The organism is Burkholderia sp. SR8, assembly GCF_052851275.1.
Genome location: NZ_JAULUC010000023.1, coordinates 71,855 through 96,311, shown reverse-complemented (window position 1 = coordinate 96,311; position 24,457 = coordinate 71,855). Strand labels below are relative to the sequence as shown.

The following is a 24,457-nucleotide window of genomic DNA, read 5'->3' as shown; positions in this document are numbered from 1 at the left end:
AATCGCACTTATCGTTTCTCCGTCTCCGGGCGAACATTGCCGAAACGACAAACGACGGCTCCCCGCGCATTTCCCGATTTCCTGGAGACACCCTGATGCACCCCTCGCCCAGCCTTCCGACCGGACGTTCGAAGGCCGCCGCGGTATTCCGCGTGACGGCCGGCAACTTCCTCGAGCAGTTCGACTTCTTCCTGTTCGGCTTCTACGCAACGCAGATCTCGGCCGTGTTCTTCCCCGCCGCGAGCGAGTTCGCGTCGCTGATGATGACGTTCGCCGTGTTCGGCGCCGGCTTCCTGATGCGGCCGCTCGGCGCGATCGTGCTGGGCGCGTACATCGACGACGTCGGCCGCCGCAAGGGCCTGATCGTCACGCTGGCCATCATGGCGAGCGGCACGATCCTGATCGCGTTCGTCCCCGGCCATGCGACGATCGGCCTGCTCGCGCCCGTGCTCGTGCTGGTCGGGCGTCTGCTGCAGGGCTTCTCGGCCGGCGCGGAGCTCGGCGGCGTGTCGGTCTATCTCGCCGAAATGGCCACGCCCGGCCGCAAGGGCTTCTTCACGAGCTGGCAGTCGGCGAGCCAGCAGGTCGCGATCGTGATCGCGGCCGGCCTCGGCTTCGCGCTCAACCATTGGCTCAGCGCCGCGTCGATCGCTGCATGGGGCTGGCGCGTGCCGTTCTTCGTCGGCTGCATGATCGTGCCGTTCATCTTCATGCTGCGTCGCAACCTCGAGGAAACGCAGGAGTTCAAGGCGCGCCGGCATCGCCCGGGCATGAAGGAAGTGTTCGGCACGCTGGCGCGGAACTGGGGCGTCGTGGTCGCCGGCATGATGCTGGTCGCGATGACCACGACGAGCTTCTACCTGATCACGGTCTACGCGCCGACCTTCGGCAAGACCGTGCTGCATCTGAGCACCGCCGACAGCCTGCTCGTGACGCTGTGCGTCGGCGTGTCGAACTTCGTGTGGCTGCCGATTGGCGGCGCACTGTCCGACCGGATCGGCCGCCGGCCGCTGCTCGTCGGGATGACGGTGCTCGCGATCGCGACCGCCTACCCGGCGCTGTCGCTGCTCGCGCACGCGCCGTCGTTCGTCAACATGCTGCTCGTGCTGCTGTGGCTGTCGTTCATGTACGGGATCTACAACGGCGCGATGATCGTCGCGCTGACGGAAGTGATGCCGGTGGAAGTGCGCGTCGCCGGGTTCTCGCTCGCGTACAGCCTCGCGACGGCCGTGTTCGGCGGCTTCACGCCCGCGATCTCGACCGCGCTGATCCACATGACCGGCGACAAGGCCGCACCGGGCTACTGGATGAGCCTCGCCGCGGTGTGCGCGCTGCTCGCGACGTTCGCGCTCTATCGCCGCCACCCGGCGACGCTGACGCCCGCGCACTGACGCATCGCGCACGATCCCGGCCCACTACTCCGATTCCGCACGACCACGACCATGACAATGAAAAGCCTGCTGCTGAAACTGTGCGCGACCGCGCTCGTCGCCACCTCCGCCGTCGCCGCGAACGTCCACGCCGCCGAGCTGCACGTGATGAGCTCGGGCGGTTTCACCGCCGCGTACAAGCTGCTCGGCCCGCGCTACGCGGCGCAGTCGGGCAACACGCTCGACACCGCGCTCGGCCCGTCGATGGGCAAATCGCCCGAAGCGATTCCGAACCGGCTCGCGCGCGGCGAACCGGCAGACGCGGTGATCATGGTCGGCTACGCGCTCGATGAACTGATCAGGCAAGGCAAGGTGATTCCCGGCTCGCGCGTCGAGCTGGCCGATTCGCGGATCGGCATGGTCGTGCGCGAAGGCGCGGCCAAACCCGACATCAGCACGGCCGACGGCCTCAAGGACGCGCTGCTGCATGCGAAGTCGATCGCATACTCGGACAGCGCGAGCGGCGTCTACATCGAGCGCGAGTTGTTCAGGAAGCTCGGCATCGAGGATCAGGTGAAGTCGAAGGCGACGATGATTCCGCGCATTCCGGTGGCATCGGTCGTCGCGAACGGCGACTACGAAATCGGCTTCCAGCAGGTGAGCGAACTGCTGCCCGTGAAGGGCGCGACGTACGTCGGCAAGATTCCCGAAGCGCTGCAGTCCGTCACGCGCTTCGCGGCCGGCATCCCCGTCGGCGCGCAGCATCCGGCCGAAGCGAAGGCGCTGCTCGACTATCTCGCGTCGCCGGACGTGCAGCCGGAAGTGAAGTCGACCGGGCTCGACTCCGTCGCCGCCCATTGAGCGCCCACGACGGGAACGCGTGCGTCAGGCCGCGTTCCCGTCGCGCCCGCTATCGGCCGTGCCATCGGCCCCCGCATCGCCTGCGCCGTTCGGGCACGCAGGCCCGCTCCCGCTCAGCACGCGTGCGAGCTGCGCACGATCGCATGCCCCTTCCCACGACGACACGAAGATCACCGCGCACGCATTGCTGATCACGCTCGTCAGCGCGCGCGCCTCGGACATGAAGCGGTCGATGCCGACCAGCAGCGCGACACCGGCCACCGGCAGGTCGGGCATCACCGCGAGCGTCGCGACGAGCGCGACGAGCCCGCTGCCCGACACGCCGGCCGCCCCCTTCGACGTCAGCAGCATCACGGCGAGCATCGCCGCGATCTGCGGCCCGGACAGCGGCGCGTCGCACGCCTGCGCGATGAACAATGCGGCGAGCGTCAGATAGATCGCGGTGCCGTCCAGGTTGAACGAATAGCCGGCCGGCAGCACGAGGCCGACGACGCCCTTGTCGCAGCCGAGCGCCTCGAGCTTGACGATCAGCCGCGGCAGCACCGGCTCCGTGGACGACGTCGCGAGCACGATCAGCAGTTCCTCGCGGATGTAGCGCAACAGCCGCCACAGCGCGAAGCCGTGCACGCGCGCGAGCGGCGCCAGCACCAGCGCGACGAACAGCACGCACGCGACGTAGAACGACGCGATCAGCCGCGCGAGCGAGCCGACCGAGCCGATGCCGAAGCGGCCCACGGTGAACGCCATCGCGCCGAACGCGCCGAGCGGCGCGAGCCGCATGATCATCGCGAGCACACGAAAGACGACCTGCGCGACGCCGTCGATCAGCGCGAGCACGGGCCGGCCGGCCTGCGGATACGCGTTCAGCGAAAACCCGAACAGCAGCGACAGCAGCAGCACCGGCAGCACCTCGCCCTTCTGGAACGCGCCGAGCATCGTGTCCGGGATCACGCTCAGCGCGAATTCGACGAACCCGTGCGGCTGCGCATGCCGCACATATTGCGCGAGCAGGCTCGCATCGAGATGGCGCACGTCGACGTGCATGCCGGCGCCGGGCCGCAGCACGAACGCGGCGGCGAGCCCGAACGCGAGCGCGGCGGCGGTCAGCAGATAGAACAGCACCAGCGCGCGGACGATCGTGCGCCCGATCGCTTTTCCGTTCGCGAGCGACGTGATGCCGGAGACGATCGTGCAGAACACGACCGGCGCGATCATCATCCGCACGAGGCCGACGAACGCATCGCCGAGCGGCTTCAGCATCGCGCCGATGGACGGCCAGAAGTGGCCGACGCTCACGCCGAGCGCCATCGCGAGCAGCACCTGCACGTACAGCGAACGCAGCGGTCTTGCGAGCGTCACGATGCGGCCGTCCGCGAGGTGCGGGTTCCGATCCGAGTGCGCGTGCGGCTCGTCATCGTCGGGTTCGTCGCGTGCGTCATTTCGCTGCGGCGCGGGTGGCGGCGGTGGCGGCGGCGCCGCGCTTCGCGTCGACGATCGCCTGGTGGAACGCTTCCGCGGCCGGCGTCAGCGTGCGCCCGCGCCGCTTCACGATGCCCACGCGGCGCTTGACCACCGGCTCGACGAGCGGCACGCTCGTCAGCAGCGGATGGTCGTGGCCGGGCATCGCCATCGACGGCACCGCGGCGACGCCGAGGCCCGCTTCGACGAGCCCGAGCATCGTCGTCACGTGGCGCGTCTCGCACACGCTCGGCGTGCGCGGCGCGACGGCCGTCAGCGCCTGGTCGAGCAGCAGGCGGTTGCCGGACGTCTTGTCCACCGACACGTACTCGTACGCGTAAAGTTCGTCCCACGTCACGCGCTTCTTGCGCGCGAGCGGATGATCGCGCCGGCACGCGGCGACGAACCGTTCCTGCAGCAGCAGCCTGAAGTCGATCTCGGGCTCCTGGCTGCCCATGAAGCTCACGCCGAAATCGGCCTCGCCGCTGATCACGGCGCTCAGCACCTCGTTCGCGCCCGCATCGAGCAGCTTCACGCGGATGCGCGGAAAGCGGCGGTGATAGCTCGCGATCACGTTCGGCAGGAAGTAATACGCGACCGACGGCACGCACGCGATCGTCACATGGCCGAGGCGGCTCGACGACACGTCGCGGATGCCGAGCAGCGCGACGTCGAGATCGTCGAGCAGCTGCTCCGCGCTCGGCGCGAACACGCGGCCGACGGTGGTCAGCGTGACGCTGCGCGTCGTGCGCTCGAACAGGCGCACGCCGAGCGCTTCCTCGAGCTTGTCGATCCGGCGACTCAACGCGGGCTGCGAGATGCTGATCGACTCGGCGGCCTTGCGGAAGCTGCCGAGCTCCACCACCGCGCGAAACGCCTGCAAGTCGGTCAAATCGAAGTTGATTCCCACGGGCCCCGTCTCCGCATGTCAGATGGCCGGTATTGTGCATGATTCGACGCGGCGGACCCAGCCGGGAAGATACGGGCGCGGGCGCCGGGCGCCGGGCACCGGGCACCGGGCGCCGGGCACCACACGCCGCTAAGCCCGATGCCGCAACGCGTCGATCACGATCGAGAACGCGCGCGACGCCTGGCGGCGGCTCGGGTAATACGCGTGATAGCCGGGAAACACCGGGCACCAGTCGGGCATCACGATCCGTAGCCGGCCGCGGCGCACGTGTTCCAGCACGATGTCCTCGGTGACGAACGCGATCCCGAATCCGTCGAGCGCCGCCTGCAGCAGATGCGGCTGCGTATTGCAGGTGATGCGGCCGTTCACGCGTGCCTGGATCGCGTTCCTGCCTTTCTTCAGTTCCCACGCATAGATGCCCTTCGCGGTCGCGAGCCGCAGCGTCACGCAGTCGTGATCGAGCAGGTCCTGCGGCGTCTTCGGCGGCTTGCGGCCGTCGAGATACGCGGGCGACGCGACCATCGCCATCCGGATGTCCGGGCTGATGCGCACCGCGATCATGTCCTTCGCGACCTGGTCGCCGTAGCGCACGCCGATGTCGTAGCGCTCCTCGACGATGTTCGACAGCCCGTAGTCGACCGACAGCTCGACGCGGATGTCCGGGTAAGCCGGCAGCACCTGCCTGAGCTTCGGCCAGATGATCGTGTCGATCGGATGCTCGGTGGCCGTGATCCGCACGACGCCGGCCGGCTTGTCGCGGAAGTCGGACACCGCCGCGAGCTTCATCTCGATCTCGTCGATGCGCGGCGCGACCGCCTGGAACAGTTCCTCGCCGGCTTCGGTCGTCGACACGCTGCGCGTCGTGCGCGTCAGCAGCCGCACGCCGAGCCGCGCTTCGAGATCGCGCACGGTCTGGCTCAGCGCCGACTGCGACACGCCGAGCCGCGCCGCCGCACGCGTGAAGCTGCGCTCACGCGCCACCGCGATAAACACCAGCAGATCGTTGAGGTTTTCGCGCGGCATGTCGGCGGCTCCAGTCGAAACGGACGCTCATCGTAGCATCGGCGGCGGCGCGTACCGCCCCGCGCGACGCCGTGCCGATTCATCACTCCAGCTTATCAGTCCAAGCGTGCCGCACTACTTAATCGATCGGCTGCACACCGATAGACTGCGAAGCCTTCAGGTTCCCGCGCGCCCGTGGCCGGTGTCGGGAATCGCCCACGCATGCTTTCTGGAGCCCACCCGATGAAATCCGTTGTTCGCCTGTTCGCCGTCGCCGCCGCCCTCTCCACGCCGTTGTTCGCCCATGCACAAGGCCTCACGCGCGAGCAGGTCCGCGACGACATGGTCCGCTACGAAGCCGCCGGCTTCAATCCTGCGCGCGCCAATCCGCGCACGTGGGTCGAGGACCTGCAAGCCGCGTCGGTACGCGTGACCGCCGCGCACGACGGCGACCGCCGCACGCATCTCGCCGACCGCGGCACGGTTGCCGCGCGCTGCGACTGACGCACGCGCCGCCGTCGCCACCCACCCGCACCCATCCGATTCAACGATGCACGCTGCTGCTCCTTCCCGTCGCGGGCCCGCGCCCGTTCACACCGCCGCCTGGGGTGCCGTCCTCGCGATGGCGCTCGGCGCGTTCGCGCTCGTCGCGTCCGAATTCATGCCGGTCAGCCTGCTGACGCCGATCGCCGGCGACCTGCGCATCAGCGAAGGCCAGGCCGGGCAGGCCATTTCCGTGTCCGGCGCATTCGCGCTGGTGACGAGCCTCGTGATCGCGTCGCTGGCCGGGCGGCGCGACCGCAAGCGGCTGCTGCTCGCGCTGACGCTGCTGATGATCGCTTCCGGCACGGTGGTCGCGTTCGCGCCGAACTACGCGGCCTTCATCGCGGGACGCGCGCTGATCGGCGTCGCGATCGGCGGCTTCTGGTCGATGTCGGCCGCGACGGCGATGCGGCTCGTGCCCGACAACCAGGTGCCGCGCGCGCTCGCGATCGTCAACGGCGGCAACGCGCTCGCGACGGTCGTGGCCGCGCCGCTCGGCAGCTTTCTCGGCGGCATCGTCGGCTGGCGCTGGGCGTTCTTCTGCGTGGTGCCGGTCGCCGCGATCGCATTCGGCTGGAAACTCGTGAGCCTGCCGTCGATGAAAGCCGTGCCGCACGCGGCGACCCGCAACGCGCTGAAGCTGCTCGCGCACGCGCCGGTCGCACTCGGGATGGCGGCCGTCAGCGTGTTCTTCATGGGACAGTTCGCGCTGTTCACGTACCTGCGGCCGTTCCTCGAGACGGTCACGCAGGTCGGCACGACCGCGCTGTCGCTGATGCTGCTCGCGATCGGCGTGGCCGGGCTCGCCGGCACCGTGCTGATCGGCGCGTTCCTGAAGAACGGGCTCTACCGGACGCTGGTCGTCACGCCGCTGCTGATGGCCGCGATCGCGGTCGCGCTCGTGTGGTGCGGCGCATCCGTCGCGGCGACCACGGCGCTGCTCGCGCTGTGGGGACTGACCGGCACGGCGGCACCCGTCGGCTGGTGGACGTGGCTCGCGCGCACGCTGCCGCACGACGCCGAGAGCGGCGGCGGGCTGATGGTCGCGGTCGTGCAGCTCGCGATCGCACTGGGCGCGACGACGGGCGGCCTGCTGTACGACCTGCACGGCTACCGCGCCACGTTCGCGATGAGCGCGGCGCTGCTCGTGTGCGCCGCCGCGCTCGCGTTCGTGGCCGGACGCGCGGCCACGCGGCCCGCGTCGCACGGTTGAGCGCGGCGTCACACCGCGCGGCACCGTTTTACAAGCGTCGTGTAATGCCCGTGCGGCGCGCATCATCGCGCGCCGCCGCAAGCCGATTCCAGATAACGCAGCAGCCGGTGCGGCGTCAGCGGCTTCGCGCAATGCGCGTCGAAGCCTGCTTCGCGCGCACGCTCGCGATCGCGCTGCGACGCGAACGCGCTGCACGCGATGAGCAGCATGTCGCCGGTGCGCGGATCGCTGCGCAGCCGCGTCGCGAGCTGCAGTCCGTCGAGGCCCGACATGGCGATGTCGAGCACGATCGCGAACGGCTGCCAGTCGCGCGCGAGATCGCAGACGACGAACGGGTCGTCGGCGACGCGGCATTCGAAGCCGCGCGCCTGCAGCAGCAGCTGCAACGCGTCGGCCGCATCGCGATAGTCGTCGACAACCAGCACGCGGCGCGGCCGTAGCGGCACGCTATCGGGTGCGCGCCACAGCAACACGTCGTCGGCGGCCGGATCGTCGCCGGGGTCGGTATGCATCGTGTTTCTCCTGGTGAAATGGATGCGGCCCCGACGCAAACTGCGCGCCCATATTGACTGCATCCGGCATGCCGGTTGCTGCATGTGAGCGATATCGCGATATGGGAGCCGTCGATGCGTGCACCGCAGATGTTCCGGCCCGCCGGGGCCTTCGATCCGCTTGCCGGACATGCCGCGTGCACGCGGGCGCGCCGCGCCGCACGCGCCCGCGCGGACGGGCCGCCGGCATGCGCGGGAGGTGCAGCATGACGCGCGCGACACACGCACCGCCCTCGCAGCCCTCCACGTCTTCGACGCCGTCGAAACGCGCGAAGCCCGCGACGGCCGCCCCGGAACCCGACGACGACGCGCCCGCGACGCTCGACGCATGCCGCCGCTGCTCGCTGTGGGAGCACGCGACGCAGCCGGTGCCCGGTGCGGGGCCGACGAACGCGCGGATCATGCTGGTCGGCGAACAGCCGGGCGACCAGGAGGACCGCACGGGCATCCCGTTCGTCGGCGCGGCGGGGCGCATGCTCGATCGCGCGCTGGACGAAGCCGGGATCGACCGCAAGCACGTGTACCTGACCAACGCGGTCAAGCACTTCAAATGGGAGCCGCGCGGCAAGCGCCGGCTGCACAAGACGCCCGCGCAGCGCGAGGTCGCCGCGTGCCGCTACTGGCTGCAGCGCGAACTCGATACGCTCGCGCCGCGCGTGATCGTCGCGCTCGGCGCGACGGCGCTGCGCGCGGTGCTGCAGGACAACGACGCGACGCTGGAGCGCATGCGCAAGCCGGTGCGCGCGCCCGGCGGCAGCGTCGTCGTCGCGACCTATCACCCGTCGTACGTGTTGCGCACGCGCGGCGCCGATTCGCGCGAGCACGCGTACCGGACGCTCGTCGACGCGCTGCGCACCGCGTCGCGCCTCGCGCGCGACACCGGCGACGCGCCGGGAGCCGCCGAATGAGCGACCTGCGCAGCGACGATGCCGCGCGCGACACGGCTGCCGCCGCCCCCGCCGCGAAACCGTGGTACCGGCGGCTCGGTCCCGGTCTGCTGGCCGGCGCGTCCGACGCCGACCCGAGCAACGTCGCGGTCTATGCGCAGGCCGGCAGCCAGTTCGGTTTCCACATGCTGTGGATGATCGTCGTCACGCTGCCGATGATGGTCGTCGTGCAGCTCGCGTCGGCGTTCGTGGCCCGCACCAATCGCAAAGGCCTCGTCGCGGGCATCCGCGAGCACTTCTCCGTCCGGCTCGCCCAGATGCTGGTCGTGATGGTCGTGATCGTCAACGTCGTGAACGTCGGCGCGGATCTCGCCGCGATGGGCGACGCGACGGCCCTCGTCGCCGGCGGCCGCAGCTACTGGTATGCGCCCGTCTACGGGATCGCGTCGCTCGCGCTGCAGGTGCTGATGTCCTACGAACGCTACGCGCGCTGGCTCAAATGGATGACGCTCGGCCTGCTCGCGTACGTGATCGAACTCGCGTTCGTGCACGTCGACTGGGGCAGCGTGCTGCGTGCGATCGTGCTGCCGCACATCGCGTTCACGCACGACTATGCGACGACGGCGGTCGCGGTGCTCGGCACGACGCTGAGCCCGTACCTGTTCGTGTGGCAGGCCGCGCTGGAGGTCGAGGAGACGCAGGCCGAGCGCCGCAACGGCGACGCCGCCTGTGCGCCGGGGGCGCGCCGCGCGACCGAGCGGCGCATCACGATCGATACGTGGACCGGGATGATCGTGACCAATGCGGTGTCGTTCTGCATCATGGTGATCGGCGCGGCCGTGTTCTTCGCGCACGGCAAGCACGACATCGGTTCGACCGCGCAAGCCGCCGAAGCGCTGCGGCCGATCGCCGGCGAAGCGGCGTTTCTCGTGTTCGCGTTCGGCATCGTCGGCTGCGGGCTGCTCGCGATTCCCGCGTTCGCCGGCAGCGCCGCATATGGCTGTGCCGAGGCGTGGCGGTTCCGCGAAGGGCTGAACGAGCCGGTACGGCGCGCGCCGGCGTTCTACACGGTGCTCGCGCTGTGCGTGCTCGTCGGCATCGCGATCTGCTTCAGCCCGATCAACCCGATCAAGGCGCTGTACTGGAGCGCGGTGCTCAACGGCATCGCGGCGGTGCCGATGCTCGTGCTCGTGATGCTGCTGTCGCAGCGCCGCGATGCCGAAGGTCAGCCGGGCACCGGCGTCGTATCGAAATGCTTCGGATGGCTGGCGGTCGTGCTGATGGCGGCGTCGGTGGTCGTGATGGCGGTGGACTTGCTGACCTGACGAAGCGAGCGGAAACCCGTTGCGCACGCAACCTATCAGGAAAACGCGAGGGAACGGACAGCAAAAGGCCGGGCCGCCGCACAAGCGGCACGGCCCGGCCTGCGGGCACCAATCGTTACATCATCTTGCCGCGCGATTTCTCGGCCCGCGCCGCATCGGCGGCCGACTCGACCTTCTTCACTTCCTCCGGCGGCGGCAGCACGGCCTTGAAGCCCATCGACTCGATCCACATCTCGCGCGCCCAGCCGCGGGTGTGATACAGGTGATGATCCTCGTCGGCCTCGACTTCATCGTGTGCGGCCTTCAGCGCCTTCGCCGCGTCGCCGGCCGGCAGCTGGTCCGCCGCATAGCCGATCAGTTCCCAGTTCAGGTGGTCCTTGGTCTCGGCGAGCACCACGCATTCGGCCGCGACGACCTGCGCGACCGCCGGGTCGGCCTGCTTCTTCGCCTGCTCGATCACCTGGACGAGCGACTTGCCGGTCGCCGCGACCGCGGCGCGCCCCGGCGACTGCGTATTCGGATCGAGGCCGAGCGTTTCGAATACCTTGCGCAGCACCTCCTGGTGATGCATCGTTTCGCGGTGGTACTTCTCCCATTCCTTGTGCAGGTCCTCGTCGGTCGCGCACTGGAGCGCGGCCTCGTAGATCTTCGCGCCGCCAAGCTCGGTCTCGTATGCCTGGCAGAGCAGTTCGAGGATGCCTTCGTGCTTCGATTGCCGTTGGGCCATGACTGCTTCTCCGAAAAAGCGGGCCGCACGTGCGGCCCTGGGGTTGAACCGGGCACGCGTTATTGCGCGCCCACCTTGCGTGCGACCGTCTCCGCCATGCTCAGGTGATGCTTGAGCGTCGGCAGCGTGGATTTCGCGAACGCGCGCAATTGCGCGTCCTTGCCGTCGCGCGCCTCGTCTTCGAACAACGCAACCGCCTTCTTGTGCGCATCGGGGCCGGCCGCCGCGAGATACGCGGTGTCGAAGTCGTGCCCGCTCTTGCCGCGCAGCGCTTCCACGTCGGGATCCGAAATCTGTTCGACCTGCGGCTTCATGCCCTTGCGCGCGGCGATCTCGTCGAGCTTCGCGTTCGCCTTGCCGTGGTCGGCGACCATCCGCTTCGCGAACGCGCGCACGTCGGCCGACTGCGCCTGCTTCAGCGCGAGCTGGCTCGCCTGCACTTCCGCCTTGCCGGCCATCGCGGCCTTGTCGACGAACTCCGCGTCGGCGCCCTTCGGCGCTTTCGCGATGCCGGCGTCGCCTGCGCTGGCGGCGCCCGACGACGGGTTGATCACGCCGCCCGGCACATGCGAATTCGACGCAGGCGGCTCGCTCGGCATCTGTGCCCGCGCGAGCCCCGACACGGCCAGCACGCCGGCTGCGAGCGCCGCGATCGTCCAGTTGGGTTGTTTCATGCGCTTTCTCCTTCCGTGGGGGTAGCCATCAACCGCCGACGATCGAGCCGCCGTTCGGATGCAACGTCTGTCCCGTCATGTAGCTCGCGCCTTCCGATGCGAGCAGCACGTAGCAGCCGATCAGTTCGTCCGGCTGGCCGGGGCGCTTCAGCGGCACGTTCGAGCCGAACTTCGCCACCTGTTCGGGCGTGAAGGTCGACGGAATCAACGGCGTCCAGATCGGCCCCGGCGCGACCGCATTCACGCGGATGTCACGCTCGGCCAGCTCGATCGACAGCGAGCGCGTGAACGCGACGATCGCGCCCTTGGTCGCCGAGTAGTCGGGCAGCTTCGGATTGCCGTGATACGCGGTCACCGACGCGGTGTTGACGATGCGGCCGCCCTCCTTCATGTGCGGCAGCGCGGCCTGCGTGCAGAAGAACATCCCGTAGATGTTCGTCCGGAACGTGCGCTCGAGCTGCTCCTCGGTGACGTCCTCGATACCCGGCTGCGGATGCTGTTCGCCCGCGTTGTTCACCAGCACGTCGAGCCGGCCGAGCCGCTCGACCGTGCGCGCCACCGCGTCGCGCGCCTGCGTGCGATCGCCGACGTCGCACGCGATCGCCTCGCAGCGGCGGCCGGCCTGCTCGATCAGGCGCTTGGTGTGCGCGGCATCGTCCGATTCGTTCAGGTAGACGATCGCGACGTCCGCGCCCTCCTTCGCGAAGCCGATCGCGACCGCGCGGCCGATCCCGCTGTCGCCGCCCGTCACGAGCGCGACCTTGCCGGCCAGCTTGCCGCTGCCGACGTAATCGGCCGCCTCGTCGCGCGGCTTCGGATGCATGTCCCGCTCGGTGCCCGGCTGCTGCGTCTGCTTCTGGGGCGGCGGGGTCTTTGCCGTAGTCATGGTTTCCTCCTTGGACGGGTGCCGGATGCGCAGCGCAAACGGCATGCCACGCGGCGTTGCGCCCGCGCACGGTTGCGCGCGCAGGACGCCACACGCCGCGTTGCAAGCCCATGCAGAAACGGCATGCTCAGCGCGGGCTGCCTTGCGTGGTGCCGTCAGGCCGGCGTACCGGATCGAAGTCGCGCCATTCGCCGTCCTGCCAGTCGCCTTCGACGCGCTCGATCGACTGCGCGCCGGTCGCGCGCAGCACGTCCTCGGCGGCGGCCGCGGTCGTCGGCGTCACGCGCGCGGCGAGGATCACGCCGGTCTCGGTCTTCGCGAGCGTGCCCTTCCCTTCGGCCTGCTCGCCGCGCATGCGGCCGAGCGCGCCGCCGAACGCACCGAGATACGCGCCGGCGAGTGCGCCGGCGGCCGGCACGAACCAGTAGCGCAGGCCCAGTGCATAGATGATCAAACCGACGACCACGCCGATCAGCAGCCCGCGCATCGCGCCGACCATCGCGCCGCGGCCGCCCGGCTTCGCGGCCGTGTCGGCGTAGACGTCGCCGCCGATCGGAAAGCGCGCGTGCTGGCCACCGGGGTTCAGGAAGAAGATCGACACGTCGTCCGGGCCGAACGCGCGCTCGTAAAGGTGGCGCGCTCCACCTTCCGCTTCATCGAACGTCGTGAAGCGGCCTGCGACGATCATCGCCATGCTCGTCCTCCTCGTGACGGTAACGCGCCGCGCATGCCGACGCGCGCGCGGCGCGATGCGGCGGCGCTCACATCAGCCGCCCGAGCTCCTTCGACACCGAGGCCGGTGTCGTGTATTCGCGGTCGGGAATCTGGCGGAGCATGTCCAGCACCTCCTTGTCCGCATGCGAGCGTTCGGCGCACTCGACGACGTCGGCCTTGCTGGCCGGGTAGTCCATCCCCTTCAGCGCCTTCTGCACGTCGACCGGGCTCGGCACCTTGCCGTGGCCGGCCTGGTGGCCGCCCTTGTCGTGGTCCTGCTGCGTGCGCTCGCCTTCGTGAGCGCGCGAGTGGCTGTATTCGTGGCCCGTATGTTGTCGGGATGACATGAAAACCTCCTTCGATTGAAAAACGGTAAGGAATGCGCTTACGTCGACACGCGACGCGCGCGCGCAAGCGCGGCGAACACCAGCGCGGCCGCGCCGAGCGCCACCGCGCCCGCGACCTTCGGACGCTGCACCACCGCGTTGTACGCACACCCGCGCAGCACGGGCCCTTCCATCCCTTCGCGCTCGTGCAGTGCGTGGCGCGATTCGTACAGCGCGTTGTCGTCGCGCGGCCGCGCCGGACGCACCGTGCGCTGGCCGCGCGAGAACAGCGTGGCCGCGACGCGATCGAACAGGTGCGGCGCGTGATACGCGCTGGCCGACGTGAGCTTCGCGGCGCCGCCGACGAACAGCGTGCGGCGCGGATGCGCGGCCGCGTACAGGATCGCGTCGGCGACGAGTTCGGGGTCGTAGATCGGCGGCGGCAGCTTCGCCTCGACGTTCATGTAGTTCTTCGCGTGCATCACGAACATCGTGTCCATCGCGGCCGGCTTGATCAGCGTGACCGACACCGGCAGATGGTCCGACTCGAGCTCGAGCCGCAGCGAATCGGTGAAGCCCTTCACCGCGTGCTTCGACGCGACGTATGCGCTTTGCAGCGGCACCGGCGCATCCGACACCTCGCTGCCCATGTTGATGATCGCGCCGCCGTGGAAATCGCTCTTGCGCCGGAAATGATCGGACGCGACGAGCGAGCCGTGCACGACGCCCCAGTAGTTGGTGTCGAACAGCCGGCGCTGATCCTCGAGCGGCACGGCTGCCGCCGTGCCGAAGATCGACACGCCCGCGTTGTTGACCCACGTGTCGAAGCCGCCGTAGGTCTCGGCCGCCTTCGCGGCCGCGCGCTGCAGGTCCTCGATGTTGCCGACGTCGCCGGCAACCGGCACCGCGAGACCGCCGTGCTGACGGATTTCGTCGCACAGCGTGTTCAGCGCGTCCTCGTTGCGCGCGAACAGCACCAGCTTCGCACCGCGCCGCGCTGCCTTGCGCGCGGTGACGAGGCCGATGCCGCTCGTGGCGCCCGTGATCACGATCGTCTGTTCGCCGACCGGTTTGAGCATGCACTTCATCGGGGGACTCCTTTTACGGGGCCGCGGTTATTTCGGGCGGATGGTCAGCTGGTCGCGCACGTCCTGCACGCCGTCGATCTTCCGGACGACGTCGACCGCCTGCGTGCGCTGCGCTTCGTCGGGCACGCTGCCGGTGAGCATCACGACGCCGTGGCGGGTCTTCACGTGGATGTCCCCGGCCGACAGGCCGCTCGTGCCGACCAGTTCGGCTTTCGCCTTGGTCGTGATGGTCGCGTCGCGGATCTTGGTGCCGGTGCTCGAATGCGTCGACGACGACATGGACGACGATGACGCGTCGTCGCCGGCGGCGAACACGTTCGGCGCGACGACCGTGCAGGCGGCGGCCGCGGCGATCGCGATCGCCATGCCGACACGCTTGGCGGGATGACGGCGGAATCGCGGTGCGCGGGCTTGCAGCGGGAATACCTTCATCGTGACCTCCTTTCGTGGTGCCGGCATGGCCGGCGGGTATCCCGGGCGGCGCAAACCGCGTGCCGCGCCCGGCACGCCGCGCGCGCGCGCGGGACCGCGATCAGACGCCCTTTCATCCAACGCGTTGTAATTTTTTCGGCGCACCGGAGGGCCGTTTCCCCCGCAAAGTGCCGGGCATGCCGTTTGCCGGACAGGGACGCAACGGGGCCCATCGGCGCGGCCCCGACCTCGGGAGCAACACCATGCAAAGAATTGCGTTGATCAGTGAACATGCGTCGCCGCTGGGGGTGATCGGCGGCGTGGATGCGGGCGGCCAGAACATCTACGTCGCGAACGTCGCGAAGCAGCTGGCCGAGCGCGGCCTCGACGTGGACGTGTACACGCGCTGCGACAATCCGCACCTGCCCGAAGTCGTGCAGATCGGCCCGCACATGCGCGTGATCCACGTACCGGCCGGGCCGCCCACCGACGTGCCGAAGGAGCGGCTGCTGCCGTACATGGGCGCGTTCGCCGACTACATGGTCGCGCGCATGCGGCGCGAGCCCGATCCGGTCGACGTGATGCACGCGAACTTTTTCATGTCCGGCGAGGCCGGCCTGCGCGTGAAGCGGCGCCTCGGCATCCCGCTCGTCACGACGTTCCATGCGCTCGGCCGCGTGCGGCGGCTGCACCAGGGCGCCGCCGACGGCTTCCCGGACGAACGCTTCGCGATCGAGGACACGCTCGCGCGCCGCTCGGACAAGCTGATCGCCGAATGCCCGCAGGACGCGCTCGACCTGACCACGCACTATCACGCGGACGCCGCGCGCATCGAGATCGTGCCGTGCGGATTCGACGCGCGCGAATTCCGGCCGGTGCCGCGCGTCGATGCGCGTGCGCGGCTCGGCTGGCCGCAGGACGCGTTCATCGTGCTGCAACTCGGGCGGCTGGTGCCGCGCAAGGGAATCGACAACGTGATCGACGCCGTGGCCCGGATGCCGCGCGACCCGCAACGGCCGACGCGGCTCTACGTCGTCGGCGGCAGCCAGGCGGACCCCGACCCGTCGCGCGATCCCGAGCTCGCGCGGCTCGCCGCGCTTGCGCACGACACCGGCATCGCCGACCGTGTGATCTTCGTCGGGCGCCGCGAGCGCGACGCGCTGCACCTGTACTACAGCGCGGCCGACGTGTTCGTGACGACGCCGTGGTACGAGCCGTTCGGCATCACGCCGGTGGAGGCGATGGCGTGCGCGGCGCCGGTGATCGGCAGCGACGTCGGCGGCATCCGCACGACGGTCGACGACGGCACGACCGGCTACCTGGTGCCGCCGCGCGATCCGGCCGCGCTTGCCGCGCGGCTGCTGCAGCTGCGCGCGCAGCCCGATCTGTGCACCGCGCTCGGCCGCGCCGGCTATCTGCGCGCGCACCGCTTCTACACGTGGCGCGGCGTGGCCGACCGCCTCGTCGACATCTACCGCGACGTCGCGCAGCCGCAGCGTGCCGGCACCGCGCCCAGCCGCCGCACGCCCGTCGCGACCACGCCGGGTGTCCTCGCGAACCGCAAGGAGAATGCATGATGAAGGGCTACGATCGCAAACGCGTACTCGTGACCGGCGGCGCCGGGTTTCTCGGCTCGCACCTGTGCGAACGGCTCGTGACGGCCGGCCACGACGTGCTGTGCGTGGACAATTTCTACACGGGAACCAAGGACAACATCGCGCACCTGCTCGATGCGCCGAACTTCGAGCTGATGCGGCACGACGTGACGTTCCCGCTGTACGTCGAGGTCGACGAGATATACAACCTCGCGTGCCCGGCGTCGCCCGTGCACTACCAGCGCGACCCGGTGCAGACGACCAAGACCAGCGTACATGGCGCGATCAACCTGCTCGGCCTCGCGAAGCGCGTGAAGGCACGCATCCTGCAGGCATCGACGAGCGAGGTGTACGGCGACCCCGACGTGCATCCGCAGGACGAGCGCTACTGCGGCCGCGTGAACCCGATCGGCGTGCGCGCGTGCTACGACGAGGGCAAGCGCTGCGCGGAAACGCTGTTCATGGACTATCACCGCCAGTACGGGACCGACGTGCGGATCGCGCGGATCTTCAACACGTACGGGCCGCGCATGCACCCGGCCGACGGGCGCGTCGTGTCGAACTTCATCACGCAGGCGCTGGCCGGCGAGCCGCTCACCGTCTACGGCGACGGCAAGCAGACGCGCTCGTTCTGCTACGTCGACGACATGGTCGACGCGCTGATCCGGCTGATGGACGAGTCGGGCGACGCGTGCGAACCGGTGAACCTCGGCAGCGACGACGAGATCGCGATGATCGACGTCGCGCGCGAAGTCGTGAGGATCGTCGGCACGCCGGTCGCGATCGAGTTCTGCCCGCTGCCGTCCGACGATCCACGCCAGCGGCGGCCCGATCTCGAGGCCGCGCAGCGGCGCCTCGGCTGGCGCGCGACGACGCCGCTCGCGAGCGGGCTCGCGCACACCGCGCGGTATTTCATCCATCGGCAGGCGGTGCATCACACGCCTGGCGATCTCGTGCGCAGCACGCAGATCGCGTCGCACATGCTCGCACAGATCAGCACGCAGAACCGGCCGACGACGGCGACGTGACGGCGACGACGCGGCGACGGCCGGTGCGCACCGCGCATCAGCCGTCGCGCTTCGTCACGCGCGCGATCTCGTGCACCAGCTCGCGCACGTCGACCGGCTTGCACAGGTAGCCGTCGAAACCCGCGTCGAGCACGCGGCGCTCGTCGGCCGTGCCGGCGTGCGCGGTCACGGCGAGCACGCGCAGGTCGGGCGGCACGCCGCCGTTCGCATCGCCGCGCCGCAGCGCATCGAGCAGCCAGAAGCCGTCGCCATCGGGCATCGCGAGATCGGACAGCACGACGGTCGGCTGCAGGTCGGCGAGCACGGCGAGCGCTTCGCGGCCCGATTTCGCGATCGCGACGGCCGCGCCGAACGTCGTCAGTGCGGCGGTCAGGCTCGCGCGCGTGGTCGCGTCGTCGTCGACGATCAGGATCCGCTGCGTGTCGAGCGACACGCGGTCGCGCGGCAGGTCCGCCTGCGCGACATTCCACGCCATCGTGCCTGCGGGTTGCCAGCCGGTCGGCAGCGTCACGGTAAACGTGGTGCCGCGATTGCGCCCCGCACTGTGGACGTCGACCGTGCCGCCATGCAGCTGCGCGATGTGCCGCACGATCGACAGGCCGAGCCCGAGCCCGCGCCGCGGCGACGCCGGCGAATCGTCCGCGCGGCGGAACATGTCGAACACGTGCGGAATGAATTCGGGTGCGATGCCCTGCCCGGTGTCGGCGACGACCAGCGCCGCGTGCGCGTCGTCGCGCGACAGCGTGACGGTCACCGCGCCGCCGGCCGGCGTGAACTTCAGCGCGTTGGACACGAGGTTCCACAGCATCTGCCGCAAGCGCTCCGCGTCGCCGGAGATCACGCACGTGCTCGCCGTGCAGTCGAATTCGAGCACGATCCCGGCCGACGATGCGGCCGTCTGGAACGCGGCCGACGCATCGGAGAAGAGCCGCACGATATCGACCGGCCTCGCGTCGAGCTGCAGCTTGCCGGTCGCGAGCGACGATGCATCGAGGATGTCGCCGACCATCCGCGTGAGCGAGCGCGCGCTGCGGTCGATCGCGTCGATCGCCTGCTGCTGCAGCGCGTCGTCGCGGGAGTTGCGCAGCACCTCGATCCAGCCGTAGATCACGTTCAGCGGCGTACGCAGTTCATGCGACACGGTCGCGAGCAGTTCGTCCTTCAGGCGGTTCGACGTATCGGCCTGTTCGCGGGCGTTGCGCGCGCCCTGCAGCGAGCGCAGTGCGCGCAGTTCGCGGCGGCGCTGCGCGCCCGTCTCGCGCAGCGTCAGCGACAGCGCGACGCAGCTGCGCGCGTCGCCTTTCACCGGGCATGCGGACACGGCCGCGCGAAAGCGCCGGCCGTCGCGCCGGATGCACAGCAGTTCGAGCGGGCCCACCGCGTCGCGCATCCCGTCGAACGCGTCGACGAGCGGATGGCGCCGCAGCCAGCGCGCCGCGACCAGCGTGTCGAGCGCACGCCCGTGCGCTTCCGTTTCGTCATACCCGAAGATCCGTTGCGCGGCCGCGTTCCAGCTGACGATGCGGCCGTCGCGGCCGATCCCGACGATTGCGTCCGGCGATGCGTCGACGACGGCGTGCAGCAGGCGCGACGCATCGGCAAGCGCCCGCTCCGCGCTCCCGTCGCGCAGCAGCATCACCGCGCCGTCGACGTTGCCGTGCGCATCGGCGATCGGCGACGCGACCTCGACGATCGGTACCGGCGCACTGCCCGGCGCACCGTGCAGCCAGTGACGATCGGATCGCGCATGCGCGCCGCCGAGTGCGCGATCGAGCGGCGTCGTCTCCACGCGCCGGTCGTCGCGGTCCAGCACGTGCAGCACGTCGCGGACCGGCCGGCCCGTCGCGTCGTCCGCGGCGCAGCCGGCCAGTTCGGCGGCCGCTGCATTCACGTAGGTCACGCGGCCGTGCACATCGGTCGCGATCACGCCGTGCGGCAGCGCCTGCAGCACGGCTTCGAGCTGGCGCCGCGCGGCGGCTTCGCGCCGGCGCGCGACATCGCTCGTGAGTCGCGTGTGGCGCAGCACCGCCGTGATCGCACACACCAGCACGCCGGCCACGATAAAGATACCGAGTCGCACGAGCCGGTCCGGCAGCGGGCCGCTATAGGCCTCCGGGTCGGACAGGAACAGCGTCCACACCAGCAGCCCGCTGACCGCGGTCGACGCGATCCCGAACCGGAACGACGTGGCCCACGTCGCACCGGCCAGCATCGGGTAATACAGGACGAGCGGCAGGTTCAGGCCGCCGAAGCGGATCGCGAGCGCATGCAGCACGGTCGCGATCGCGACGAGCATCACGGCGGTTGCGTAATTTCCGGCCGGCGGCCGTGCAATCTGGATCATCGGAGACGCTCCTGCCGCAAGCCTCGGCGGCGGCCGGCCACGGGTGGACAGGCAGGCACGCCGCATGCTCGCCGGTCGGCACCGCCGGCTCGGCCGCTTACGCTCGTTACCACGGAGACTTTCGAAACATGACCGTTCCGACACGCTGGCTCGTCATCTCGCCGCATCTCGACGATGCCGTCTTCAGTTGCGGGCAGGTGCTCGCGCAGGCGCCGGGCTCGGTAGTCGTCACGGTGTTCGCGGGCATTCCGGCGCGCGATACGGCCGCGCCGCCGTGGGATCGGCGCGCGGGCTTTCGCACGGCCGACGAAGCGATGCGCAGCCGCCGCGACGAGGACCGCCGCGCGCTCGACATGCTCGATGCGCGCCCCCTGTGGCTCGACTTCCTCGACGACCAGTACGGCGCGCCTGCCGCGACGACCGCGATCGCCGCGCGGCTGGCCGACACCATCGATGCGTATCCGGGGTTCGGCGTGCTCGCGCCGGCCGGCCTGTTCCATCGCGATCACCTGCAGGTGCAACAGGCCGTACTGTCGCTGCTGCGCGAGCACGAACGCGCGGGCGATGCGTCGCGCGTGTGGCGCTTCTACGAAGACGTTCCGTATCGACGCATCGAAGGGCTGATGGCCAGGCGCGTGATCGGCTGGCGCGAGAACGGATGGATCGGCCATCCGGTCGGCGCGCCGGCCGGCAACCGCACCGACGGCGCGGCAGCGAAGGCCGCCGCGGTCGAAGCGTATGCGAGTCAGATTGCGCTGTTCGAGGGTCATATGCGCACCGATCTCCGTGAACCCGAATCGTACTGGCGGCTCGAATGCGGCAGCACGTCCGCGTAACGCCGCCGCGCGTGCGGCTGCCGCCGCGCGAGGCGCGCGTGACCGCGGTCGTGCTGACCTACCGGCGCCCGGCGGAACTGGCACGCACGCTCGCGCGGCTCACCGAGCTGCCCGACCGGCCGGCGATCGTCGTCGTCGACAACGGCGCCGACGACGCGACCGCCGCGTTCGTGCGCGAGCGCTTTCCGCATGCGGCGCTCGTGCATGCGCCGGGTAACGCCGGCGCAGCCGGCCGCAACCTCGGCGTGGCCGTCGCGCGCACGCCGCATGTCGCGTTCTGCGACGACGACACGTGGTGGGCGCCGGGCTCGCTCGCCGCGGCCGCGAACCTGCTCGACGATTATCCGCACGTCGCGGCCGTCACCGCGCGCGTGCTGGTCGGTCCGGACCAACGCGAAGACCCGACCTGCCGGCTGATGGCCGACAGCCCGCTCGACGCGCCCGTCGCGCTGCCGGGCCGCCCGATTCTCGGGCTGCTGGCCGGCGCGACCGCGTTCCGGCGCGATGCGTTCCTGAACGCGGGCGGCTATCACCCGCGCTATTTCCTCGGCGGCGAGGAAGCGCTGCTCGCGCTCGATCTCTATCGCGCGGGCATGTGGCTCGTCTATGCACCGCACCTGACGGTTCATCATTACCCTTCGATGCAGCGCGACGTGAAGACGCGCGTGAGTGTGTCGACCCGCAATGCGGTATGGACGGCGTGGCTGCGCTGGCCGGCCGGCGCCGCGCTCGCGCACACCGTGCGCATGCTGCCGCAGCTGGGGCGCGAACGCGCGATCGTCCGCACGTTCGCCGGCCTGCCGTGGATCCTGCGCGAGCGGCGCACGATTCCGCCGCACGTCGAGCGCATGCGCCGGCAGCTCGACGGCGAGCGGCGCCGCCGTGCGGGCGGGCACGCGTGAGCGCCACGCGCGGCATCAGGAATCCGGTTTTTCCGCTTCGCCTTCTTCCAGTTGCGCGAGCCGGTTGTAGATCGTTTTCAGGCTGACGTCGAGCACCTCGGCTGCTTGCGCCTTCACGCCGCCGCATTGCGCGATCGTGCCGAGGATCAGCTTGCGGTCGACTTCCTCGAGCGGCGTGCCGAACGGCACCGTCACGCGATCTTCGTGCGAGTCGACCATGCTCGACAGTTCGTCCATGATCGGCGGCGGCAGCGTGTCGATCACGTCCGCGTCGCTGAAGATGCTCGCGCGCTGCACGAAGTTGCGCAGCTCGCGCACGTTGCCCGGCCATGCATAGGTCTTCAGCGCCTCGCGGGCGGCCGGCGAGAAGCGCAGGTTGCGCCTGCTGTCGTCGTTGTAGCGCTGCAGGAACGCGTCGGCGAGCATCGGGATGTCGTCGCCGCGCTCGCGCAGCGACGGCAGCGGAATCGGAAACACGTTGATCCGGTGATAGAGGTCGGGCCGCAGCTTGCCTTCCGCCATCGCGGCTTCCGGGTCGCGGTTGGTCGCGGCGACGATCCGCACGTCGACGTCGATCTCGCGCGTGGAGCCGAGCCGCGTGAGCCGGCCGGTTTCGAGCACGCGCAGCAGCTTGACCTGCGATTCGACCGGCATCTCGGTGATTTCGTCGAGGAACAGCGTGCCGCCGTCCGCGCGTTCGAAGAAGCCCTTGTGCTGCCGCTCGGCGCCGGTGAAGCTGCCGCGGTCGTGGCCGAACATCTCGCTCTCGACGAGGTTCGCCGCGATCGCGCCGCAATTCACCGCGAGGAACGGGCCGCGGCGGCGCAGGCTCAGGTCGTGAACCGTTTGCGCGGCGAGCTCCTTGCCGGTGCCTGATTCGCCGGTGAGCAGCACCGACGCCTCGGTGCGCGCGACGCGGCCGATCGCGTCGTACACGGCCTGCATCGCGGGCGAGCTGCCGAGCATGCGGCCGAAGCGGCCGAGACGCTGCAGTTCGGAGCGCAGCTCCGCGATTTCCTCGTGCAGCGCGGTGGTGCGCGGCACGCGCGCGAAGATGCTGTTCAGCCGCTGCATGTTCAGCGGCTTCACCAGATAGTCGGTCGCGCCGCGCCGCAATGCATCGATCGCGGTTTCGAGGCTCGCGTGACCGGTGGTCAATACCATTTCGCAATGTCCGCGTTTGGGCAACGCGTCGAACAGATCCATCCCGTTGCCGTCCGGCAAAACGAGATCGCACAACACGAGATCCGGGGTATTCGTCGTAACGAGCGTGCGCGCTTCTTCGAGCGTCGCGGCCGTGTCGCACGCAAGCTGCTGGGCTTGCGCGAGCGCCGCGAGCATCGCGCGCGTGTCGGCATCGTCTTCGACGATCAGGACGTAAGGCATCGAAGCTCCTTGTGATGCGGCCCGGCGCATGGTTCGACCGAGGCCGCGGCGGGCATGCGGTGCGGGGTACGACGCCGGGCACGGGCGCCGCACGGCACTGCATGCGAATGAGCAGACAAGCTGTCCTGCCATGACAAACGCGTGCTTAGCAGTATAGAAGAAGCGTGTCGTGCGGTTGCGCTTCATCGAATAAATCTATCTGCGCGCGAAGGTCGCATTGCGAGATTCAATCTTGCGGCGCGCGTATAGACGGTATGCTTTCCATGCAAAAAACGACGTTTAGCGCGTCATTTTTTCATCTAGTCTCGACGGTTTCGGTCAAAACTTCCCAACTCGGTCATACCCATGTCGAAATCCGACGATGACGGCACGCGACTGTTCGGCCGCTCGCGAACAATCCAGAATTTGCTGCAGAAAATATCGCGCGTGGCCGCGACCCGCGTGAGTGTGCTGGTGGTCGGCGAAAGCGGCGCCGGCAAGGACATCGTCGCGCGGCTCATTCACGACATGAGTCCGCGTCGGCGCGGCCCGTTCGTTCCGGTCAATTGCGGCGCGATTCCGCAAGACATCGCGGAATCACATTTGTTCGGTCATGAAAAGGGCAGCTTCACCGGCGCCGTTGCACAACATGTGGGCATGTTCGAAGCCGCGCGCGGCGGCACGCTGTTTCTCGACGAAATCGCGGAAATGCCCGCGGAACTGCAGGTGAAACTGCTGCGCACGCTCGAGTCGAACACGATCATCCGCGTCGGCGGCCATGAAGCGATTCCGCTCGACGTGCGGATCGTCGCGGCCACCCATCACGATCCGGTCGAGGCCGTGCGCAGCGGCCGGCTGCGCGAAGATCTGTTCTACCGGATCGCGACGATCGCGCTGCACGTGCCCGCGCTGCGACAGCGCGAGGACGACGTCGGCGACATCGCGCTGCAGATCGTCGAGCGACTGAACGCACGCCACCGCACGCGCAAGCGCCTGTCGATGCAGGCGATGAAGGCCCTGCGCGCGTACACGTGGCCCGGCAACGTGCGCGAGCTGCGCAACGCGCTCGAGCGCGCGTTCATCCTCGCGGACGAACAGATCGAACTGCAGCTGCCGCGCCGCCAGCCGCCGCGCGAGGAAGTGCGACACAACGCGATGACGCTGCATATCGGCACGACGCTCGCGCATACGCAACAGCGCTTCATCGTCGCGTCGCTGCGGCACTTCAACGGCGACAAGCCGCGCACCGCGAAGGCGCTCGGCATCAGCCTGAAGACGCTGTACAACCGGCTCGCGCTGCTGCCCGAGCACGAGCGCAACGCGACGAACGGCGCGGCCGCGACGGGTGCGGGCAACGGCGGTGCGGCCGGTGCGTCGAGCACCACGGGCGCCACGGGCTCCGCAAGCGCGGCCACGCCGCCGAGTCCGCCGAATCCGTGAA

The 24,457-nt window shown here is 69.6% G+C and carries 24 protein-coding genes; 11 read left to right on the top strand and 13 right to left on the bottom strand.

The window, feature by feature from the left end; translation table 11 throughout:
- Nucleotides 1–95 precede the first annotated feature (95 nt).
- Nucleotides 96–1,391 carry a tricarballylate/proton symporter TcuC gene (tcuC, locus tag Q3A80_RS24915; protein WP_446331530.1) on the top strand — a complete coding sequence of 432 codons (1,296 nt, stop codon included), beginning with the start codon at nucleotides 96–98 and terminating at the stop codon, nucleotides 1,389–1,391.
- 57 nt (nucleotides 1,392–1,448) lie between these two features.
- Entirely contained in the window at nucleotides 1,449–2,231 is a 783-nt protein-coding gene (locus Q3A80_RS24910; protein WP_446331553.1) for a substrate-binding domain-containing protein, read from the top strand.
- A gap of 24 nt (nucleotides 2,232–2,255) precedes the next feature.
- On the opposite strand, the gene dctA is transcribed toward Q3A80_RS24910, so the two are convergent.
- The 3 genes from dctA to Q3A80_RS24895 form a co-directional block, all read right to left on the bottom strand.
- Nucleotides 2,256–3,590 (bottom strand): C4-dicarboxylate transporter DctA, encoded by a 1,335-nt coding sequence (gene dctA / locus Q3A80_RS24905; protein WP_446331529.1) that lies wholly within the window; start codon nucleotides 3,588–3,590, stop codon nucleotides 2,256–2,258.
- Between the two features lie 76 nt (nucleotides 3,591–3,666).
- Entirely contained in the window at nucleotides 3,667–4,599 is a 933-nt protein-coding gene (locus tag Q3A80_RS24900) for a LysR family transcriptional regulator (RefSeq protein ID WP_446331528.1), read from the bottom strand.
- Nucleotides 4,600–4,728: 129 nt separating this feature from the next.
- The gene (locus Q3A80_RS24895; protein WP_446331527.1) at nucleotides 4,729–5,622 is read right to left on the bottom strand and encodes a LysR family transcriptional regulator; all 894 of its coding nucleotides are present in this window, start codon (nucleotides 5,620–5,622) and stop codon (nucleotides 4,729–4,731) included.
- A 222-nt stretch (nucleotides 5,623–5,844) separates the two neighbouring features.
- Here Q3A80_RS24895 and Q3A80_RS24890 point away from each other — a divergent pair, with 222 nt between their 5' ends.
- Both Q3A80_RS24890 and Q3A80_RS24885 read left to right on the top strand, forming a co-directional pair.
- Nucleotides 5,845–6,105, top strand: a complete 261-nt coding sequence (locus Q3A80_RS24890; protein WP_446331526.1) for a DUF4148 domain-containing protein — start codon at nucleotides 5,845–5,847, stop codon at nucleotides 6,103–6,105.
- Between the two features lie 46 nt (nucleotides 6,106–6,151).
- Nucleotides 6,152–7,357: an MFS transporter gene (locus tag Q3A80_RS24885; RefSeq protein ID WP_446331525.1), complete on the top strand. Its 1,206-nt coding sequence runs from the start codon at nucleotides 6,152–6,154 to the stop codon at nucleotides 7,355–7,357.
- A 62-nt stretch (nucleotides 7,358–7,419) separates the two neighbouring features.
- Here Q3A80_RS24885 and Q3A80_RS24880 read toward each other — a convergent pair whose 3' ends face one another.
- Nucleotides 7,420–7,869 carry a response regulator gene (locus tag Q3A80_RS24880; protein WP_446331524.1) on the bottom strand — a complete coding sequence of 150 codons (450 nt, stop codon included), beginning with the start codon at nucleotides 7,867–7,869 and terminating at the stop codon, nucleotides 7,420–7,422.
- Between the two features lie 245 nt (nucleotides 7,870–8,114).
- Between Q3A80_RS24880 and Q3A80_RS24875 the strand changes: the two genes are divergently transcribed.
- Together Q3A80_RS24875 and Q3A80_RS24870 are read left to right on the top strand one after the other, a co-directional pair.
- Nucleotides 8,115–8,816, top strand: coding sequence for a UdgX family uracil-DNA binding protein (locus tag Q3A80_RS24875; RefSeq protein ID WP_446331523.1), 702 nt, complete (start codon nucleotides 8,115–8,117; stop codon nucleotides 8,814–8,816).
- On the top strand, nucleotides 8,813–10,120 hold the full coding sequence (locus Q3A80_RS24870) for an NRAMP family divalent metal transporter (protein WP_446331522.1): 1,308 nt from the start codon (nucleotides 8,813–8,815) through the stop codon (nucleotides 10,118–10,120). The genes Q3A80_RS24875 and Q3A80_RS24870 overlap by 4 nt, the downstream gene beginning before the upstream one ends.
- Nucleotides 10,121–10,235: 115 nt before the next feature.
- On the opposite strand, the gene Q3A80_RS24865 is transcribed toward Q3A80_RS24870, so the two are convergent.
- The 7 genes from Q3A80_RS24865 to Q3A80_RS24835 all read right to left on the bottom strand — a co-directional run bounded on the left by Q3A80_RS24865 (nucleotide 10,236) and on the right by Q3A80_RS24835 (nucleotide 14,967).
- Nucleotides 10,236–10,847 carry a DUF892 family protein gene (locus Q3A80_RS24865; RefSeq protein ID WP_446331521.1) on the bottom strand — a complete coding sequence of 204 codons (612 nt, stop codon included), beginning with the start codon at nucleotides 10,845–10,847 and terminating at the stop codon, nucleotides 10,236–10,238.
- A 59-nt stretch (nucleotides 10,848–10,906) separates the two neighbouring features.
- Nucleotides 10,907–11,521, bottom strand: coding sequence for a DUF4142 domain-containing protein (locus Q3A80_RS24860; protein ID WP_446331520.1), 615 nt, complete (start codon nucleotides 11,519–11,521; stop codon nucleotides 10,907–10,909).
- 28 nt (nucleotides 11,522–11,549) lie between these two features.
- Entirely contained in the window at nucleotides 11,550–12,407 is an 858-nt protein-coding gene (locus tag Q3A80_RS24855; RefSeq protein WP_446331519.1) for an SDR family oxidoreductase, read from the bottom strand.
- Between the two features lie 127 nt (nucleotides 12,408–12,534).
- Nucleotides 12,535–13,101: a hypothetical protein gene (locus Q3A80_RS24850; RefSeq protein ID WP_446331518.1), complete on the bottom strand. Its 567-nt coding sequence runs from the start codon at nucleotides 13,099–13,101 to the stop codon at nucleotides 12,535–12,537.
- Between the two features lie 67 nt (nucleotides 13,102–13,168).
- The gene (locus Q3A80_RS24845; protein WP_446331517.1) at nucleotides 13,169–13,468 is read right to left on the bottom strand and encodes a DUF2795 domain-containing protein; all 300 of its coding nucleotides are present in this window, start codon (nucleotides 13,466–13,468) and stop codon (nucleotides 13,169–13,171) included.
- A 38-nt stretch (nucleotides 13,469–13,506) separates the two neighbouring features.
- Nucleotides 13,507–14,535 carry an SDR family oxidoreductase gene (locus tag Q3A80_RS24840; RefSeq protein WP_446331516.1) on the bottom strand — a complete coding sequence of 343 codons (1,029 nt, stop codon included), beginning with the start codon at nucleotides 14,533–14,535 and terminating at the stop codon, nucleotides 13,507–13,509.
- 27 nt (nucleotides 14,536–14,562) lie between these two features.
- Nucleotides 14,563–14,967, bottom strand: a complete 405-nt coding sequence (locus Q3A80_RS24835) for a BON domain-containing protein (RefSeq protein ID WP_446331515.1) — start codon at nucleotides 14,965–14,967, stop codon at nucleotides 14,563–14,565.
- 242 nt (nucleotides 14,968–15,209) lie between these two features.
- On the opposite strand from Q3A80_RS24835, the gene Q3A80_RS24830 reads away from it, so the two are divergent.
- Nucleotides 15,210–16,523, top strand: a complete 1,314-nt coding sequence (locus Q3A80_RS24830; protein WP_446331514.1) for a glycosyltransferase family 4 protein — start codon at nucleotides 15,210–15,212, stop codon at nucleotides 16,521–16,523.
- Nucleotides 16,523–17,569: a UDP-glucuronic acid decarboxylase family protein gene (locus Q3A80_RS24825; RefSeq protein ID WP_446331552.1), complete on the top strand. Its 1,047-nt coding sequence runs from the start codon at nucleotides 16,523–16,525 to the stop codon at nucleotides 17,567–17,569. Before Q3A80_RS24830 ends, Q3A80_RS24825 begins: the two co-directional genes overlap by 1 nt.
- A gap of 37 nt (nucleotides 17,570–17,606) precedes the next feature.
- Here the strand turns inward: Q3A80_RS24825 and Q3A80_RS24820 are convergent, their stop codons facing one another.
- Complete coding sequence (locus tag Q3A80_RS24820; RefSeq protein ID WP_446331513.1) at nucleotides 17,607–19,913, bottom strand: ATP-binding protein; 2,307 nt, start codon at nucleotides 19,911–19,913, stop codon at nucleotides 17,607–17,609.
- Between the two features lie 128 nt (nucleotides 19,914–20,041).
- Here Q3A80_RS24820 and Q3A80_RS24815 point away from each other — a divergent pair, with 128 nt between their 5' ends.
- The gene (locus Q3A80_RS24815; protein ID WP_446331512.1) at nucleotides 20,042–20,749 is read left to right on the top strand and encodes a PIG-L deacetylase family protein; all 708 of its coding nucleotides are present in this window, start codon (nucleotides 20,042–20,044) and stop codon (nucleotides 20,747–20,749) included.
- On the top strand, nucleotides 20,728–21,651 hold the full coding sequence (locus Q3A80_RS24810) for a glycosyltransferase family 2 protein (protein ID WP_446331511.1): 924 nt from the start codon (nucleotides 20,728–20,730) through the stop codon (nucleotides 21,649–21,651). Before Q3A80_RS24815 ends, Q3A80_RS24810 begins: the two co-directional genes overlap by 22 nt.
- 15 nt (nucleotides 21,652–21,666) lie before the next feature.
- Here the strand turns inward: Q3A80_RS24810 and Q3A80_RS24805 are convergent, their stop codons facing one another.
- Entirely contained in the window at nucleotides 21,667–23,037 is a 1,371-nt protein-coding gene (locus Q3A80_RS24805) for a sigma-54-dependent transcriptional regulator (RefSeq protein ID WP_446331510.1), read from the bottom strand.
- Nucleotides 23,038–23,382: 345 nt separating this feature from the next.
- Here Q3A80_RS24805 and Q3A80_RS24800 point away from each other — a divergent pair, with 345 nt between their 5' ends.
- The gene (locus Q3A80_RS24800; protein ID WP_446331509.1) at nucleotides 23,383–24,456 is read left to right on the top strand and encodes a sigma-54 interaction domain-containing protein; all 1,074 of its coding nucleotides are present in this window, start codon (nucleotides 23,383–23,385) and stop codon (nucleotides 24,454–24,456) included.
- Nucleotide 24,457: the final 1 nt, after the last annotated feature.

Bases quoted from the DNA above. Each gene is read 5' to 3' on its own strand.
- Q3A80_RS24870 (WP_446331522.1), top strand. From the start codon at position 8,813: ATGAGCGACCTGCGCAGCGACGATGCCGCGCGCGACACGGCTGCCGCC.
- Q3A80_RS24875 (WP_446331523.1), top strand. From the start codon at position 8,115: ATGACGCGCGCGACACACGCACCGCCCTCGCAGCCCTCCACGTCTTCG.
- Q3A80_RS24855 (WP_446331519.1), bottom strand. From the start codon at position 12,407: ATGACTACGGCAAAGACCCCGCCGCCCCAGAAGCAGACGCAGCAGCCG.
- tcuC (WP_446331530.1), top strand. From the start codon at position 96: ATGCACCCCTCGCCCAGCCTTCCGACCGGACGTTCGAAGGCCGCCGCG.
- Q3A80_RS24845 (WP_446331517.1), bottom strand. From the start codon at position 13,468: ATGTCATCCCGACAACATACGGGCCACGAATACAGCCACTCGCGCGCT.
- Q3A80_RS24910 (WP_446331553.1), top strand. From the start codon at position 1,449: ATGAAAAGCCTGCTGCTGAAACTGTGCGCGACCGCGCTCGTCGCCACC.
- Q3A80_RS24880 (WP_446331524.1), bottom strand. From the start codon at position 7,869: ATGCATACCGACCCCGGCGACGATCCGGCCGCCGACGACGTGTTGCTG.
- Q3A80_RS24850 (WP_446331518.1), bottom strand. From the start codon at position 13,101: ATGGCGATGATCGTCGCAGGCCGCTTCACGACGTTCGATGAAGCGGAA.
- Q3A80_RS24815 (WP_446331512.1), top strand. From the start codon at position 20,042: ATGACCGTTCCGACACGCTGGCTCGTCATCTCGCCGCATCTCGACGAT.
- Q3A80_RS24810 (WP_446331511.1), top strand. From the start codon at position 20,728: ATGCGGCAGCACGTCCGCGTAACGCCGCCGCGCGTGCGGCTGCCGCCG.
- Q3A80_RS24840 (WP_446331516.1), bottom strand. From the start codon at position 14,535: ATGAAGTGCATGCTCAAACCGGTCGGCGAACAGACGATCGTGATCACG.
- Q3A80_RS24830 (WP_446331514.1), top strand. From the start codon at position 15,210: ATGCAAAGAATTGCGTTGATCAGTGAACATGCGTCGCCGCTGGGGGTG.
- Q3A80_RS24825 (WP_446331552.1), top strand. From the start codon at position 16,523: ATGAAGGGCTACGATCGCAAACGCGTACTCGTGACCGGCGGCGCCGGG.
- Q3A80_RS24820 (WP_446331513.1), bottom strand. From the start codon at position 19,913: ATGATCCAGATTGCACGGCCGCCGGCCGGAAATTACGCAACCGCCGTG.
- Q3A80_RS24895 (WP_446331527.1), bottom strand. From the start codon at position 5,622: ATGCCGCGCGAAAACCTCAACGATCTGCTGGTGTTTATCGCGGTGGCG.
- Q3A80_RS24805 (WP_446331510.1), bottom strand. From the start codon at position 23,037: ATGCCTTACGTCCTGATCGTCGAAGACGATGCCGACACGCGCGCGATG.
- Q3A80_RS24890 (WP_446331526.1), top strand. From the start codon at position 5,845: ATGAAATCCGTTGTTCGCCTGTTCGCCGTCGCCGCCGCCCTCTCCACG.
- Q3A80_RS24835 (WP_446331515.1), bottom strand. From the start codon at position 14,967: ATGAAGGTATTCCCGCTGCAAGCCCGCGCACCGCGATTCCGCCGTCAT.
- Q3A80_RS24800 (WP_446331509.1), top strand. From the start codon at position 23,383: ATGTCGAAATCCGACGATGACGGCACGCGACTGTTCGGCCGCTCGCGA.
- Q3A80_RS24865 (WP_446331521.1), bottom strand. From the start codon at position 10,847: ATGGCCCAACGGCAATCGAAGCACGAAGGCATCCTCGAACTGCTCTGC.
- Q3A80_RS24885 (WP_446331525.1), top strand. From the start codon at position 6,152: ATGCACGCTGCTGCTCCTTCCCGTCGCGGGCCCGCGCCCGTTCACACC.
- Q3A80_RS24860 (WP_446331520.1), bottom strand. From the start codon at position 11,521: ATGAAACAACCCAACTGGACGATCGCGGCGCTCGCAGCCGGCGTGCTG.